Raw genomic sequence first — 15,229 nt, forward strand, 5'->3', positions numbered from 1 at the left:
TGCGGCTATTGCAGCCAGTCGGCGCATCACGAAAGCGGGTTGAAGGCGTCGAAGCTGATGGAGGTCCGGCGCGTCATCGCCGAGGCAACCAAGGCGCGTGACGCCGGCGCCACCCGCTATTGCATGGGCGCCGCCTGGCGCAATCCCAAGGCGCGCGACATGGATGCGGTCGTGGCGATGGTCGAAGGCGTCAAGGCGCTGGGCATGGAGACCTGCATGACGCTCGGCATGCTCGATCCTGAGCAGGCCGCTCGTCTGAAACAGGCTGGTCTCGACTACTACAACCACAACATCGATACGTCGGAACGCTATTATAGCGAGGTCATCAGCACGCGCAGCTTTGCCGATCGGCTCGAAACGCTCGAGCTTGTCCGCCAATCCGGCATCAAGGTCTGCTGCGGCGGCATTGTCGGCATGGGTGAAGAGCCGGTGGACCGGATCGATATGCTGGTGACGCTGGCCAATCTGCCGGAGCATCCGCAAAGCGTTCCGATCAACATGCTTATCCCGATCGCCGGAACGCCGCTGGCTGAAGCCAAGCCCATCGAGCCGATCGAATTCGTGCGCGTGATCGCACTGGCGCGCATCATGATGCCGAAATCGCATGTGCGCCTTTCGGCCGGCCGCACCGCCATGACCGACGAGATGCAGGCGCTGTGCTTCTTTGCCGGCGCCAATTCGATCTTCGTCGGCGATACGCTGCTGACGGCGAGCAATCCCGGCGAGGACAAGGATCTTCTGCTGTTCCGCCGCCTCGGCATTGAGCCGATGGAACCAGAGGCGCAATGAACGGGGCACCGCTTGCCCGCTACGACGCGACCCTGCAGGGACTGGCGCGCAGGGACCGGCTGCGGACACTGTCGCCGCGCGCCGGCCTAGACTTCTCGTCGAACGACTATCTCGGGCTTGCCGCCTCGAGGAGGCTAGGCGATGCGGTGGCAGTGGCGATCGCGCAGGGCACCCCTGTCGGCGCCACCGGATCGCGGCTGTTGCGCGGCAACGCGCAGGAACACGAGGCCCTGGAGGCGGACGCGGCGGTTTTTTTCGGAGCCGAACGCGCGCTGTTCTTCGGTAGCGGCTATATCGCCAACTTCGCTCTGCTGACCGCCCTGCCGCAGAAGGGTGACCTGTTGATCCTCGACGAGCTCGCTCATGCCAGCATGCATGAGGGGGCCCGCGCTGGCCGCGCCGAGTTCAAGCTCGCCGCGCACAACGACGTCGATGCCTTCGAGGATGCAATCACGCGCTGGCGCGCCGAAGGCGGCACAGGACGCGTCTGGATCGTGGTCGAAAGCCTCTACAGCATGGATGGCGACCGCGCGCCGATGGAGAGCCTCATCGCGCTTGCCGATCGGCACGAGGCGTTCATCGTCGTCGACGAGGCGCATGCCACCGGCGTCTGGGGACCGGACGGCCGGGGGCTGGCCGCCGCTTTCGAGGGCCGCGAAAACATCATCGCGCTCCATACTTGCGGCAAGGCGCTCGGCGCGTCCGGCGCACTCGTCACCGGGCCGGCACTGCTATGCGACTATCTCGTCAACCGCTGCCGGCCATTCATCTATTCCACAGCACCTTCGCCGCTGATGGCAGTGGCAGCGCGCGAGGCGATTGCCATGCTGTCCGATGAGCCCCACCGCCGTGTCCAGTTGCAGGAGCGTGTTGCCTGGGCGGGCCGCCAATTGGCCGAGCGCTGCGGCGTGAACCCCAGCGGCTCGCAGATCCAGCCCTTTGTCATCGGCGACGTCAGGCGCACCATGGCGGTGGCGGCGGCGCTGCAGGCACGCGGCTTCGACATTCGCGGCATTCGTCCGCCGACCGTGCCCGAGGGCACTTCGCGGCTGCGCATTTCGCTGACGCTCAACGTCGACGAAGCCGACATTTGCGCCATGGTCGAGACGCTCGGCGAGATGTTGGCCCAAACATGACGAGAGGCGGCATGACCCAACGCATTGTCATCACCGGCACAGACACCGGAATTGGCAAGACCGTGTTTGCGGCCGGTCTCGCCGGCCTGCTCGACGGTTTCTACTGGAAGCCGGTGCAATCGGGCCTCGACGGCGAGACCGACAGCGAGGTGGTCGCGCGGCTTGCCGGCTTGCCCTCAGAGCGCGTGCTACCGGAAGCCTACCGCCTGAAAAGCCCGCTGTCGCCGCATCGTTCGGCCGAGATCGACGGCGTCGCGATCAAGGCTGCCGATCTTACCTTTCCCGTCCTGCCGACGCCGCTGGTCATCGAGGGCGCGGGTGGGCTGATGGTGCCGCTCAACCGGCGGACCAGGTTCATCGACATCTTCGCTGAGTGGCAGTTGCCGGTCATCTTGTGCGCCCGCACCACGCTCGGCACCATCAACCACACCCTGCTGTCGATCGAGGCGCTCAGGGCCCGTTCCATCCCGCTGGCCGGCATCGCCTTCATCGGCGACGAGATGGCCGACACACAACGGACAATCGTGGAAATGGGCGGTGTACCGCAGCTTGGCAGGTTGCCCTATCTCGATCCGCTGACGGACAAGACGCTGAGGGACGCAATGATTGCCGGATTTGCCTTCGCCTCGTGTACGGGAGATCACTGATGTCGCAGGTCTGGCATCCCTTTACCCAGCACGCGCTCGAGCCGGCTATCCCTGAAATCGTCCGGACGGACGGCGCCTACCTTCACAAGGCCGACGGCACGCCCATCCTGGATGCCATTTCCTCTTGGTGGGTCGTCACCCACGGCCACCGCCATCCCCATATCATGAAGGCCATCGAAACGACCGCGGCGAGCCTCGACCAGATCATCTTCGCCGGCTTCACCCACGAGCCGGCCGAGCGCCTCGCCAAGGCGCTTGTCGGCCTCGCTCCGGCCGGCCTTGACTGGGTGTTCTATTCCGACAGCGGCTCGACCTCTGTCGAGGTCGCGCTGAAGATGGCGCTCGGCTATTTCCGCAACATCGGCGCCCCGCGCTCGCGCATCGTCGTCATGGAGCACAGCTATCATGGCGACACGATCGGCACGATGAGCGTCGGCGCCCGCGGCGTGTTCAACGCTGCCTACGAGCCGCTGCTGTTCGAGGTCGACACCATCCCCTTCCCGGCCGCCGGGCGAGAGCAGGAGACGCTGGACCGGTTCGAGGCAGTCTCCCGCGACCGGCACGCAGCCGCGCTGATCGTCGAGCCGCTGTTGCTTGGCGCCGGCGGCATGCTGATGTATCCGGCCTGGGTTCTCACCGAATTGAAGAAGATCGCAAAAACCTCCGGCACGCTGCTGATCGCCGACGAAGTGATGACCGGTTGGGGACGAACCGGAACCATGTTCGCCTGCGAGCAGGCCGCGATCTCTCCGGATATCCTGTGCACCTCGAAGGGCTTGACCGGCGGCGTGATCCCGCTAGCCGCCACGCTCGCCACCGATGCCATCTTCCAGGCCCATTATTCCGAAAACCGTAAGAAAACCTTCTTTCATTCGAGCTCATACACCGCCAATCCGATGGCCTGCGCGGCCGCACTCGCCAATGTCGAGATCTGGCGTGACGAGCCGGTGGCGGAGCGGGTCGCGACCCTGAGTGCAAAGCAGGCCGCCGGGCTTCAACGCTTTCGCGAAAACCCTCGCTTCACCGACATCCGGACAACCGGCACGATCGCAGCCCTCGATCTGCGCGCCAGCTCCGCCGGCTATCTGGCCGAGATCGGGCCAAAACTGCGCGCCTTCTTCCTCGAGCGCGGCCTGCTCGTGCGCCCGCTCGGCAATGTGCTGTATCTCCTGCCGCCCTATTGCATCACCGGCGACGAACTTGATGGGCTGTATGACGCCATCGAGGAGGCCGGCGAGCGCTTCGGCGCGAAGCCGTGAACAGGTCGTCGCGCCTTCTTGGCTTCGGCCATCATGCGCCCGCGGGCAAGGTCGAGAACCCGGAGATCGAAAACCGTCTCGGGCTCGAACCCGGCTGGATCGAGCGGCGCACCGGTATTCGCTCGCGCTTCTGGGCCACGGAAGAAGACACGCTGTCGGGTCTCGCCACGCAGGCCGGCGACATGGCGCTGGCGGGCGCCGGCATCGACCGGGACGACATCGGTCTTTTGTTGCTTGCCACCTCGACGCCCGATCACCTGCTGCCGCCCAGCGCGCCGCTGGTCGCCCATCGGCTTGGGCTGAGGCGCACGGGCGCGGTCGATCTGACCGGCGCCTGCGCCGGCTTCATCTATGCGCTGATGTTTGCTGATGGATTCACCCGCCTTCACGGCAAACCAAGCCTTGTCATTGCCGCCAACATCCTCAGCCGTCGCATCAATCCGGCCGAGCGCGCGAGCGCCGTGCTGTTTGCCGATGCCGCCGGCGCCGTTGTGATCGGTCCGTGCGAGGATGACGACCGGGGCATCCTCGGCGCTTCGGTAGATTCCGACGGCTCGCGCTACGGGCTGATCCAGATCCCGGCGGGCGGAAGCAACATTCCGTTTTATGGCGGCCTGGATCTGGGACAAACGCGCATGACGATCACCGACGGCCGCGAAGTGTTCGCCAAGGCGGTGGAGATGATGACTGCCTGCTCGCAGGACGCCCTCGCCGCAGCCCAAATGCAGCCACAGGACATCGATCGGTTCGTGCCGCATCAGGCCAATGCTCGCATTTTCGATGCGGTAGGCAGGAACCTCGGCATAGCGGATCAAGCAATCGTCAAGACGATCGCCGACTACGGCAACTCTTCCGCCGCGACCATCCCGCTGTCGCTGTCGCTTGCCAATCAAGCAGAGCCGTTTCGACCGGGCGAGAAACTTCTTCTCGCGGCAGCGGGCGCGGGTCTCAGCGGCGGCGCGCTTGTCGTCGGAATTTAGCGGGACGACCCGGCCGCCATGACTGACTACCTTTGATGATGAATAGGGACACCAGACCAATGCGAAAACTAGTCGCCGGCAAGCTGCATGGAATCCACGTCACCGAAGCGAACCTCAACTACCACGGTTCGATAACGCTCGACCCTGACCACTGCGAAGAAGCCGGGATCCTGCCCATGGAATTCGTCGAGATATGGAACAAGAATTCCGGGGCGCGGATTTCGACCTATGTCATTCTCGGCGAACGCGGCTCACGATGCTGTATCCTCAACGGAGCGGCCGCCCGCACCTGCCAGCCAGACGACCAGATCATTGTCTGCAACTCCATCTACCTGGACGAAGCGCACATCACCTCTCTGAAGCCGCGGATCGTTACGTTCGACCAGGACAACAACATACTCGACCGCCTGAGCTACTCCGTCGATCTCGACGCCGAGGGCCGTTACAGCTTCTCCATTCTTGACGAGGCGAATGAAGCTTTGGCCATCCCTGCGCTGGTGTCCGGGGCGTGACTTCCGCAGCACATCTGAGAGAACCCCTCCGTCCCGTTGCAACTCGCCCGGCGCTGAAGAGAGGACCTTGCCGGAGCTGCTGACCCTCCGGCTTCGAAAGGAGGAGCCGGTGCGCCTTTCGGTACGGCGGGCTTTCGTGAGATGTCGCAATGTCTGGCATCTCCATGATGCTCGAAAGCGACGCGACTCAATGTATTTTGCGGGTTTGAACCCTGTCTCAGGTTACTTGGGGTGGCGGCTTGCAAATTCTTGCTGCTTTTTCCAGCGCTGCAGCCGGATCCTTGACGGCCTGGCTTTTCATGATCTTTGCCGCCGTGTCGATCAAGCAGGCCACATAGTCGTCTTCCGCGTCGGCAGCGGTGCCAACCATCATCGCAAATATAGCCAGCCGAACCGTCGCAAGCAGCATTGAAATGGCCCTTTGGCGATGTGTTTCTCCCGCGGGCGCCAAAGGCTCATCAGCCGTCCGACGTCTGCCCAAATCCGGCGCGGACATCAGCGTTCGTCAATTGGCGGCTTGCTGGCGAGGCCAAGCCTGGCGCGTTGGTCATCGGCGAAATTCTCGGCGGGACACTGTGTCCTGAACCGATGAACCGTCAGCTTGCCGCCCTCCATAATATGAACGGCCCATCCCCCACCGCAACGCTTGACGCGCACGTCGTTTGGTTCGCCAGCCACCATCGCTGTCCCTCATTTTCGTCGCCCTGTATCGAGACTGGAAGTCGCCCCCTGGCACGGCGAAAAACACGGGACCTTACGTTGCGTCAAGCACAGATTTTCTGATGGCTGATGCCCTATGGATCTGACGGCGACGGGCGATTTGAGTGCGGAACGTCAGACCGCGCGGCATGATGGACTTGTATCGATTTAGATCGGCAGATCTTGTATTTTAATGCAGCCTTAAGGATCCGCAGCTAATGTGAGTGAGAACGCGTATTCAGTTCGAGTAGCTCTGCAAAAAAGCCCGCCGCTCTTGCCCTAAGGAGTGGCGGGTTTTTTGGCTTGAAAGGATGGCGCGTCGGTACGGATGCGGCCACATACTAGCGCGGCAGACATCTTCTCCTCCCCTTTCCGCCAAGGATACGGTGCAGTCCTTAGGGAAGCGCCGGTCGAGGATGAAGCTGAACGCTCTTCCTGAACTCCCCCGGTTCCTGCTGATACTGGTCGCCGCCCCTCCCCGTGAGCACGCGCCTTGGCGCCGAGAGCTGGTCGGTGCAGTCGTTCCCGGTCTCGACGGGATCGTGGCTGAAGAACAGGAAAACACCTGCTGCCACGAGTGCGCTCGATTCTGCTGCTTCACAGGCAGCCAACTATGCTCGCAGAGGCAGCCAATGTGGAATTCTCCGAATGATCGATGCCGATCTCCCAGAATAGAAGAGATCGAGACCACGCTTGGCAGCGTTTCAGGAGCGCGCGCTATGCTACATCGAGCCTGTACCAACTGCGGCCGGATCAGAATGCGCAAGACGGTCGGATGCGTCGCTATTGACCGCAGTGCACGACCAGCATCGCAATGGTCTTGCCGAGCCTTTATTGCTTTCAGCGGCAACCGCCTTCGCCGACTGTCTCTTTCAAGCCACCCGGAGAGTTTCATGACAGAAGAAGCCGACAACACCTTCGATGTCCTCATCGAGCTCACCGCCGATGTCGTCTCAGCCTATGTCTCCAACAATCCGATCCCGGTCGGTGAACTCCCTGCCCTGATCGGCCATGTGCACGCGGCACTCAAAGGCACGGCCGGCGCCGGTGTTTCCGCGGCAGAACCGGAGGTTCGCAAGCCTCCCGTATCGATCCGAAAGTCGGTGACGCCGGACTACATCATGTGCCTTGAGGACGGCAAAAAATTCAAATCGCTCAAGCGCCATCTGTCGACCCACATGGGCTGACGCCGGACGACTATCGCGCCAAATGGGGCCTACCGGCGGATTATCCCATGGTCGCGCCGACTTGCGCCGCTACGCGCTCGGCATTGGCCAAGACGATGGGGCTCGGCCGCAAACCGGCAGAGCCGGAACAGCCTGAGGCGGCGAAGCGGACCCGCAAGAAGGTCGCGGCTTGATTCAGCAATCGAGCATTTTTCTGGGGCGCGTAGCTGCCATCGGAATGACCTGCATCTGTTCGAAATATGAAAAGGCGGGGTCTATCCCGCCTTCCCTTTCAAACAGCTTGGCTTCCCCAGGAATTCGCGCGGGCTTGCCGCAGTCTGCTGATCAAGCCGTCCAGTCGAGCTCTGCGCTCGCCCGCTCTTATCACGCGGCGTCAGACCACCCGGGATCTATCGCGTCCATCCCGCTGTTGCCAGCAGGCAGGAGAAAATTCAGCCGGCTTTGCTGAGGCTGCCAGCTGAGGACTTGCCGGTGCGGCGGTCCTGTTCGATTTCGTAGTTGATCTTCTGGCCATCAGCGAGGGTGGAAAGCCCCGCTCGTTCAACAGCGGAAATGTGGACGAAAACATCCTGACCGCCATTGTCGGGCTGGATAAATCCAAATCCCTTGGTGCTGTTGAACCACTTCACCGTTCCAGTCGCCATCCGCGTTTCCTTTGTAACAATTGCAATGTGGGCAGGCCGTCAGGCCAGTCCCGATTCATAACCGAAACTTCTGCCTTAGGCTTGGCAAAAACGAGAAATTTGCAAACCCCGGTTTGACCGGCGGCTTTGCACCTCATGCACCGTCCAGCGTTCGCCCGTAGGGCTCACGTGACGACACGCTTTACGGCTCCGATACGATGCCCGAGACGTGCGGAGCAACAAGGTAAGAGCGACCGGCCACGGCGACGAGAAGGTGATCGCTTGGGTGAAATGGGGATGTGGACGACGACGCTAGCGGCCGGTTCGAGCCTCGCCGGTTCTAGACGTTAGCTGGCCGTTGGCCTTCTCAGCTGCAGGACCACCCGGCCCAAGGACGCCCGACTTTTCGCGAGCGGTGGTCCTATGCAAAAGCCGCGCGTGCGCAGTAGATGTCCATCCGGCCGGACAGGCCAAGAGCCTTTGAGGAATCGACATTGCCGCTGCACCCGCCTTTGATCCGCCACCTCAAATCTCCTGACCTGTTTGGCAGCCTTGACCGCCTGCCGGCGCTTGGCATACCAGTCAGTCAGCGCACTTTTGTGGTCCTCAACCCATCGACGGGCGAAGTGCTGGCAGAGCTTCCCGACATGGGCGTCGAGGAGACACGCGCCGCGATCGCCAAAGCCCATAGCGCGCAGCCTGGATGGGCGGCATTGACGGCCCGTGAACGCAGCGACGTTCTGTGGCGCTGGCATCAGCTGATTATCGACCACGCCGATGACCTTGCCGCGATATTGACCGCGGAAATGGGCAAGCCCCTTGCCGAAGCCAGATCGGAAGTGGCGCATGCGGCGGCCTACCTGCAATGGTACGCCGAAGAGGCCAACCGCATCTATGGCGAGACGATCTCCGCGCCATCGACGGACCGTCGCTTGCTGGTGATCAAGCAGCCGATCGGCGTCGTCGGCACGATTACGCCATGGAATTTCCCGGCTTCCATGGTAGCGCGCAAGATCTCGCCGGCCTTGGCGGCGGGCTGCACGATCGTGCTGAAGCCCGCCGAACAGACGCCGCTCGTTGCCGGCGCAATGTTCGCCCTCGCCCACCAGGCTGGCTTTCCCGAAGGCGTGGTCAACCTGATCTACGCGTCTGAGGGCGATGCCGTCGGCCGTGAACTCTGCACAAACCCCAAGGTGCGCAAGATCAGCTTCACCGGCTCAACCGAGGTTGGCCGGCTGCTCATGCGCCAGTGCTCGGACCAGATCAAGAAGGTCAGCCTCGAGCTTGGAGGCAATGCGCCTTTCATCGTCTTCGACGATGCCGATGTCGATGCGGCGGTCGACGGCGCGATCCAGGCCAAGTTCCGCAACGCCGGCCAGACCTGCGTTTCCGCGAACCGCCTTTACGTCCAATCGGGCGTTCACGATCAATTTGTCGACAAATTCGTGGAACGGGTTCGCCAGCTTCAGGTTGGTGACGGTTTCGATCCAGGTGTCGCCGTTGGCCCGCTGATCGACAGGCATGCGCTTACCAAGATCGAATCGCATATCGCCGATGCCGTTGCAAAAGGCGGTGCAATTCGCTGCGGGGGCAAACGCCTCGGCAAGGACGGCACATTCTTCCAACCGACGGTCCTCACCGAAATCTCCAGCGAGATGATGATTGCGCAGGAGGAGACATTCGGGCCGCTGGCCCCGACCATTCGCTTCGACGATGCGGATCAGGTCGTGCACGAGGCAAATGACACGATCTATGGCCTCGCCGCCTACTTCTATGCCTCGAACCTACAGCGTGTCTGGCGCGTGGCCGAGGCCCTGGAATATGGCATGGTGGGGATCAACACCGGACGCATGTCATCGGAAGCGGCACCCTTCGGCGGGGTGAAGCAGTCCGGCATCGGCCGGGAGGGTTCGCGCCACGGGATCGAGGACTACCTCGAAATGAAATACCTCTGCATGGGTGGTATCTGAAAAACTCGCTTGCGAAATCGCGGGTCGGCCGGCGCAAGCGATTTTCGAAGATGTGAGCCATAGTCGCTCCTAGATGGGCGGCGGCTCCGGACCCGCTGACCCGTCGCGTTCGTCACTTCAGGTCAGATTCGCGCCGACGCCCCGCCTTTGTGCCGCAGTCAGGCAAGGTGGTAGCCGACCCGGTCCAGCCGCCTCCAGGATCGCCATCATGATTGCAGCTGTCCCGGCCATGGCCAGTCAGCGATTTCCAAGCATCCCAGCTTTGTTAATCGCTGCGCAGGATCTTTGCTTCGAGCGCGGCTGCCACGAAAGCTCTTCGAGCAGCTGCCGGATAAGCCTCACCGCGCAATACCTGCAGTAATCAGCAGCAGTTCATAATGAGAAGGAACGCGCCGAACACGTGGTTTTTGCTGGGCCGGTGGTGACGCGTTCCTTGACATTATTTTTGCGGAATTACAAGGTGTCGAGCCAGGCGATAACGCTCTGGTCCTCCTTCCACGACGGGCGTTTGCCTGGTGGCGATGGGATTTCGAGCCGCTCCAATGCCATGCGCTTCGTTTCCAGATTCGCCTGAGCGTAGTGGTTGGTGGTGTCAAGGCTGACGTGGCCAAGCCAGCTCCGGATCACCGTGATGTCGACGCCCGCCGCCACCAAATGAACCGCCGTCGCATGACGGAAGCTGTGGGGTGTAATCGTCTTGGAAGCGAGGCTGGGCGCGATCTTTGTTGCCGCTTCGACATATTCGACCAGTTTGAAGCGGACGCCCGAAGCGCCGAGTGAAGCGCCATACCGATTGACGAAGATCGGTTCGTCCTCGCGTCTTGGCTGCCGCCGAAGTAATGATCGCAGCAGCAAGATGGTTTCCGGCCAGAGAGGGCTGATGCGTTCTTTCCGGCCTTTACCGTAGAGACGGACGCAAGCAGGCGTATCGAACCGGATTGCCCCGGGGCAAACGTCGAGCGCTTCCTGAATGCGCGCACCCGTGTTGTAAAGGAAGGAGAGCAGCGCGTGGTCGCGCTGCCCCTCGACCGTCGAGCGATCGGGCTGGGCTAGAATCGCCTTCACTTCTTCCGGTTCCAGATAGCATGGCGCGGGGGTTGGTGCCTTCTTCATCGGCACATGCAGGATTTCGGTGCATTGCGCGATAGCCGCTGGTTCCCGACCAGCAACGAAGCCAAAAAAGCTGCGCAAGGCCGACAGGCGGCAATTGCGCGTGCCAATCGTGTCTCCTCGCTCCTGCTCGGTATGGCGCAGGAAGGCGCTGACCTCGGCGGCTGTCAGGTCCGCCAGAGTGAGACGGGCAACCGATCGATGCCGTTGCTGCGCGACGAACCTTAGGAATAGGCGCCAGGTGTCACGGTAAGAACGCACGGTATGTTTGGATGCGTTTCGCTGCTGTACCAGCCACTCATAGAAGAAGGCATGAAGCAGACGCGGGAATGGGTCGACCATCCTCATGGCCGCACCCCTTCCGATACGGCAAGGCAATGTGCCCCGAACATTCGGAAGCGTTGGTTTGCCTGTTCCAGAAGATCCTGGGTGACGGTGATGTAGACGAGCGTCGAATGGATATCGCGGTGACCAAGATACGTCGCGAGGAACGGCAACTTGTCCTGCGGATTGATGCCGGCGCGGTACCATTCGAGAATACGGTTCACCACGAACGAGTGGCGAAGATCGTGAATGCGAGGTCCGGTTTTGCCTGTCGCCGGTTTGAGCCCAGCACGACGCAGGATGTCGATCAGGCAACGGGCGATGGCCTGCGACGTGTATCGGGCATTGCCTTGATCGTGCCAGAACAGGCCGGACTCCGCATTTTGCGGCGCCTTCGCCTTACGCCTCATCACCAGATATTCCGTCAGCGCCGCCAGTGTGCTGCCGGCAAGCGGCAGGATCCGGGACTTGAAGAACTTCGTTTCCCGGATGGTGATCGTGCCGGCAATCAGATCGACATCACCAAGATCGAGACGCGCGAGTTCCCCCAGCCGCAACCCGCAGCAATAGGCCAATACCAGCATCACGTAGAGGCTCACCGGTCGGAGCGGTGACCGCGGTGAAGGGTAGGATTGGGCGATATCGAGAAGCCGACGGATCTCTTCGACACTGTAGATGTAGGGCCGGCGCCATTGCTTCGCGACCTGCTGTCCCGGCCGCAGGTCGGGACGTTTCGGCATGATCGCCGGATCAAGACGGTTAAGCGCCTTGCCCAGCACGCGCGCGAGCTTCTCGCATTCGGCGGCATGGTTCGCCGTCGACCGTGCCGCCGCCCAGTGCTGTAGCATGATCGGTACCGGCTCCGCCGCCAATTCCGGGTGCATCTGCAAAAAGCGGTCAAAGCGCCAGAGCCAATGCGCTTGCGTCAGATAGCGATAGCCTCTGGTTCGCATGAGAGCGATATGGTTGCGCATGAGGTCCCCGAGCACACTGCCGAACGCTGGGAGCTGCCGCAATGCCTCCAGAGCTTGATCGGGATCCGGCGAGAGCAGCGCTCGCAGCACCGCCTTGTCGCTTCTGGCTTGATGAGCGGCGCACAATTCGTTGATGGGATTGCTGACGATAAAACCCTCCTGCACGAGGTAATCGAGGAATCGGTTGATGATGCGGGCGTAATGCATCAACGTCGGGCGAGCCCAGTCTCGAGCCCGCTCGCTCAGCCAGGTTTCCAGGGTCTCCCGTGTGACGAGCGTGGTGTTGGCTGGTTGCCGGGCAGCAACCTCCTGGAAGCTGTGCAGAATCCGCCGATAGGTGGTCGGGCTCCTCGGATGTCGCAACCGCAATTGAGCATGATAGCGCTCGATGATCTTTCCGTTGGTGTCGGGCCAGGTGCTCATGCGCGCGCCTCCGGACCCGGAATCTCCAGAGCGATGGCGCGCAGATCTTCAGTGGCCAGCTTCAGATATGGAATCGTCGATTCCGTCGATCGATGGCCCAATACGTCTCCGATCACCTTCCTCGGCACGTCTGCACGCAGCAGGCTGACAGCACGAGCATGCCGGAAGATGTGGGGGCCGCGCTTGCCACTCAGCACGAGACCTGCCGCCTCTATCCGCCGGCGGACTTCGTTGCCGATGCGAACCATGGGAACGTACGGTGCGCGTATGCGAACGAAGATTTCCCGCACATCTGTTTCCGGCCGGCCATGCCGAAGGTAGGCAATCAAGGCCTCTCCAACCGATTCCAGTAACGGCAAAACAGAACGCGCCCCGGTCTTGGAATGGCGAATGTGCAAAACGTCACCGCGCCAGTCGACGTCCTCCAGTCGCAACCCGCTTATTTCACCGGCACGCAAGCCATAGACCGCCAGCATCTGGAGGATGGCGTAGTCCCGCAATCCCCCTGGCGATTGATCCTTGCTGGCGACCTCCAGGACGGCGGCGATCTGATCTGAACTTAGAGCGGATGGAATTCCCTCGTAAGCATAGAGCAGCGGGGCGATGACACGCGTCGCGAGGTCGGCGGCGGTGTGCCCGGACCTATGAAGATGCTTCAGCAACGACCGGAGCCGGTCGGCGGCATCCTTCAACGATATGCGGGTCAGTCCAGGAGCCCGCATGTCCATATAGGCATCGATGTCGGGAACGCTCAATTCCGCAAAGCCGACGGTCGCCGAGTGCTTTGCGTACCAGCCACAGAAATGCTTTGCTTCCCACATCAGGGCGGAGATCGAGGATGCCGCCAGCCCACGCTCTTCCCGCAGCCACTCCTCATAACGAGCCAAAACCTCGCGGTAGAGACGTTCGCCAGCATCGGTCGGGTCCGGTTCTGGAGGCCATCGCTTAAGCGAACGTCGTAAAAGGGCATGGATTGCCGCCCGCGGGGTGGCCTCCCAATGAGGTGCCGGTGGATGAACGGCGAGGCGAAGGTATTTCGACACATCATCCGGCGTTACCATCTCCAGAGCTATGCCTCGCTCGGAAAGATGCTGCAGAAAATACTCGGCGTTGCGGCAATAATGGTAAATTGCAAATGGATTGAATCGCTGTTGCGTCAGCCACGCCTTCAGTTCGGTGACCAGAGAGCTGGTTTCGTGTGACATGAAAATCTCCTCGACTGCGTTTTGAACGACAGCCAAAGATCTCATGTCGAAAAATAATGCGCAGCACGCCGAAGGCCGATCGGGCCTGCCTGCTGGGAAAATCGCGTGTTCGGCGCGTTCCTTCACATTATGAACTGCTGCTGATTACTTCAGGTTCTGCGTGGTGAAGCTCAGCCGCCTGTAGCGAGACGGGCCTTCGTTGTAGCGGCGTTAGAAGCGAAAATCCTACGCGGCGACTGAGGACCAAATTGATAGCCTCGACGGCTTCCAAGGTGACCGGGGAGCTCCACGCCATCGTAGCCGTGAGCGGGGCTTTGTGCAGCCGGCAGCAGGGCGGGAAGCAAGCCGACGTTCATTTGCTTGACTCGACACCAAGCAGAACACGGGAATATTTACCTTTAACGGAGACGGGATATGCGAGATTTGCCGAGCGACATCGATGCTGACGTTGTGATCGAAGTCAGTCGGCTTATCGATGATGCCGAGGTTCTCTTGCCTTTGCCGGTGCACGAACTGGTCAAACGGATTCGTACGACAATGCAGACCCGGCTTTCCGATCATGCAATCGAAGAACTGGTCGTCGAGATGGCATCGACACGCGGGTTGCCCATGGTCTTCGACAACGTCTGACGCCTGGTCATTTGTAAAAATGAGCAAAGGCAGGATGGCGAAATTCTGACCGCGAGATCGCCCAATCCCCGCCTGGCATCATCACCTCAGTTTACCCGTTTCTCGCGCGCAAGAAAAAGGCCGAACCAAAGGTCCGGCCAGGTGTGAAGGTTTGAACCTTCAGAGGGGAACGCGTCGGACGAATGGGAGGAAACATCCGACGCACCGTGTATGTAGGTCAGCAAAAGTGACACTTCAACGACAGCCGGTAGGCCATCAGACTTGACCATCTTGGTGCACCTGGAGCCTGCAAAGCTCGCCCGGATTGGGTCCGACGGGTCTATTTGACCTCGGCCCACACGGTGCGGCCAAGATCGAGTGTCACATATGGCGAGGAATTCACAGGCGATCATGCGGGTCGATACGAGCTTTCGCAGCTTCTGGCGATCCGACCGGACCTCGTGGCGCTGGACAGGGCAGACCGGATCGGCATGGATCCGCAGGGACGTTTCGCGCAGAACCCTGATGTGACAGAAGCGACCGCAGAGGAAGGACACCGCATCCTGGAAGCTTGCCTCGACGCGCTCGGAGCGGCGACCAGTGCGTTCCGCTTCACGGACAATGCCCCGGTTTTTATCCCGATGGAGGCCATGGTCGAAGTGTGGGATGGAATTGACCGACGCCGCGAGCAATGGAAGACAAACAATCCCTGAACATCGGCATGGCATTTGCGTCCCCGCCCTACCCGGGCGGCAATCAATGGAGGAGAACCGACTTGGGCG

16 protein-coding genes and 1 pseudogene are annotated in these 15,229 nt (G+C 61.5%); 11 read left to right on the forward strand and 6 right to left on the reverse strand.

Going from position 1 to position 15,229, the window contains the following annotated elements:
* The 6 genes from bioB to panD form a co-directional block, all read left to right on the forward strand.
* The coding region (bioB, locus tag OHD62_RS34065) for a biotin synthase BioB (RefSeq protein ID WP_263791943.1) at nt 1-789 on the forward strand (789 nt) is incomplete at its 5' end.
* Nucleotides 786-1,925 (forward strand): 8-amino-7-oxononanoate synthase, encoded by a 1,140-nt coding sequence (locus tag OHD62_RS34070; RefSeq protein WP_263791945.1) that lies wholly within the window; start codon nt 786-788, stop codon nt 1,923-1,925. The genes bioB and OHD62_RS34070, both read left to right, overlap by 4 nt.
* Before the next feature lie 11 nt (nt 1,926-1,936).
* On the forward strand, nt 1,937-2,572 hold the full coding sequence (gene bioD / locus OHD62_RS34075) for a dethiobiotin synthase (protein WP_263791947.1): 636 nt from the start codon (nt 1,937-1,939) through the stop codon (nt 2,570-2,572).
* Nucleotides 2,572-3,831: an adenosylmethionine--8-amino-7-oxononanoate transaminase gene (locus tag OHD62_RS34080; RefSeq protein ID WP_263791949.1), complete on the forward strand. Its 1,260-nt coding sequence runs from the start codon at nt 2,572-2,574 to the stop codon at nt 3,829-3,831. The genes bioD and OHD62_RS34080 overlap by 1 nt, the downstream gene beginning before the upstream one ends.
* Nucleotides 3,828-4,811 carry a beta-ketoacyl-ACP synthase III gene (locus tag OHD62_RS34085; RefSeq protein ID WP_263791950.1) on the forward strand — a complete coding sequence of 328 codons (984 nt, stop codon included), beginning with the start codon at nt 3,828-3,830 and terminating at the stop codon, nt 4,809-4,811. The genes OHD62_RS34080 and OHD62_RS34085 overlap by 4 nt, the downstream gene beginning before the upstream one ends.
* A 59-nt stretch (nt 4,812-4,870) precedes the next feature.
* Nucleotides 4,871-5,323 carry an aspartate 1-decarboxylase gene (gene panD / locus OHD62_RS34090; RefSeq protein ID WP_263791951.1) on the forward strand — a complete coding sequence of 151 codons (453 nt, stop codon included), beginning with the start codon at nt 4,871-4,873 and terminating at the stop codon, nt 5,321-5,323.
* A 217-nt stretch (nt 5,324-5,540) separates the two neighbouring features.
* On the opposite strand, the gene OHD62_RS34095 is transcribed toward panD, so the two are convergent.
* Nucleotides 5,541-5,732, reverse strand: a complete 192-nt coding sequence (locus OHD62_RS34095; protein WP_263791953.1) for a hypothetical protein — start codon at nt 5,730-5,732, stop codon at nt 5,541-5,543.
* Between the two features lie 685 nt (nt 5,733-6,417).
* Nucleotides 6,418-6,597: a hypothetical protein gene (locus OHD62_RS34100; RefSeq protein WP_263791955.1), complete on the reverse strand. Its 180-nt coding sequence runs from the start codon at nt 6,595-6,597 to the stop codon at nt 6,418-6,420.
* A 318-nt stretch (nt 6,598-6,915) separates the two neighbouring features.
* Between OHD62_RS34100 and OHD62_RS34105 the strand changes: the two are divergent.
* Nucleotides 6,916-7,382 (forward strand): annotated as a pseudogene (locus OHD62_RS34105) (MucR family transcriptional regulator).
* A 258-nt stretch (nt 7,383-7,640) separates the two neighbouring features.
* On the opposite strand, the gene OHD62_RS34110 reads toward OHD62_RS34105, so the two are convergent.
* Nucleotides 7,641-7,853, reverse strand: a complete 213-nt coding sequence (locus OHD62_RS34110) for a cold-shock protein (RefSeq protein WP_023749661.1) — start codon at nt 7,851-7,853, stop codon at nt 7,641-7,643.
* A 473-nt stretch (nt 7,854-8,326) separates the two neighbouring features.
* Between OHD62_RS34110 and OHD62_RS34115 the strand changes: the two genes are divergently transcribed.
* The gene (locus tag OHD62_RS34115; RefSeq protein WP_263791961.1) at nt 8,327-9,802 is read left to right on the forward strand and encodes an NAD-dependent succinate-semialdehyde dehydrogenase; all 1,476 of its coding nucleotides are present in this window, start codon (nt 8,327-8,329) and stop codon (nt 9,800-9,802) included.
* A gap of 453 nt (nt 9,803-10,255) precedes the next feature.
* Here the strand turns inward: OHD62_RS34115 and OHD62_RS34125 are convergent, their stop codons facing one another.
* Genes OHD62_RS34125 through OHD62_RS34135 form a run of 3 tightly spaced genes read right to left on the reverse strand, consistent with a single transcriptional unit; the run spans nt 10,256 to nt 13,838 of the window.
* On the reverse strand, nt 10,256-11,260 hold the full coding sequence (locus OHD62_RS34125; RefSeq protein ID WP_263791962.1) for a site-specific integrase: 1,005 nt from the start codon (nt 11,258-11,260) through the stop codon (nt 10,256-10,258).
* Nucleotides 11,257-12,633 carry a tyrosine-type recombinase/integrase gene (locus OHD62_RS34130; RefSeq protein ID WP_263791963.1) on the reverse strand — a complete coding sequence of 459 codons (1,377 nt, stop codon included), beginning with the start codon at nt 12,631-12,633 and terminating at the stop codon, nt 11,257-11,259. The genes OHD62_RS34125 and OHD62_RS34130 overlap by 4 nt, the downstream gene beginning before the upstream one ends.
* Nucleotides 12,630-13,838 carry a site-specific integrase gene (locus OHD62_RS34135; protein ID WP_263791965.1) on the reverse strand — a complete coding sequence of 403 codons (1,209 nt, stop codon included), beginning with the start codon at nt 13,836-13,838 and terminating at the stop codon, nt 12,630-12,632. Before OHD62_RS34135 ends, OHD62_RS34130 begins: the two co-directional genes overlap by 4 nt.
* Nucleotides 13,839-13,994: 156 nt before the next feature.
* Between OHD62_RS34135 and OHD62_RS35660 the strand changes: the two genes are divergently transcribed.
* The 3 genes from OHD62_RS35660 to OHD62_RS34145 all read left to right on the forward strand — a co-directional run bounded on the left by OHD62_RS35660 (nt 13,995) and on the right by OHD62_RS34145 (nt 15,160).
* Nucleotides 13,995-14,078 carry a hypothetical protein gene (locus tag OHD62_RS35660; RefSeq protein ID WP_318528684.1) on the forward strand — a complete coding sequence of 28 codons (84 nt, stop codon included), beginning with the start codon at nt 13,995-13,997 and terminating at the stop codon, nt 14,076-14,078.
* Between the two features lie 174 nt (nt 14,079-14,252).
* The gene (locus tag OHD62_RS34140) at nt 14,253-14,468 is read left to right on the forward strand and encodes a hypothetical protein (protein WP_263791967.1); all 216 of its coding nucleotides are present in this window, start codon (nt 14,253-14,255) and stop codon (nt 14,466-14,468) included.
* A 341-nt stretch (nt 14,469-14,809) separates the two neighbouring features.
* Nucleotides 14,810-15,160 carry a creatininase family protein gene (locus OHD62_RS34145; RefSeq protein WP_263792071.1) on the forward strand — a complete coding sequence of 117 codons (351 nt, stop codon included), beginning with the start codon at nt 14,810-14,812 and terminating at the stop codon, nt 15,158-15,160.
* Nucleotides 15,161-15,229 lie beyond the last annotated feature (69 nt).

The sequence above is a fragment of the Mesorhizobium sp. YC-39 genome (genome assembly GCF_025753795.1).
Classification (GTDB): Bacteria; Pseudomonadota; Alphaproteobacteria; order Rhizobiales; family Rhizobiaceae; genus Mesorhizobium.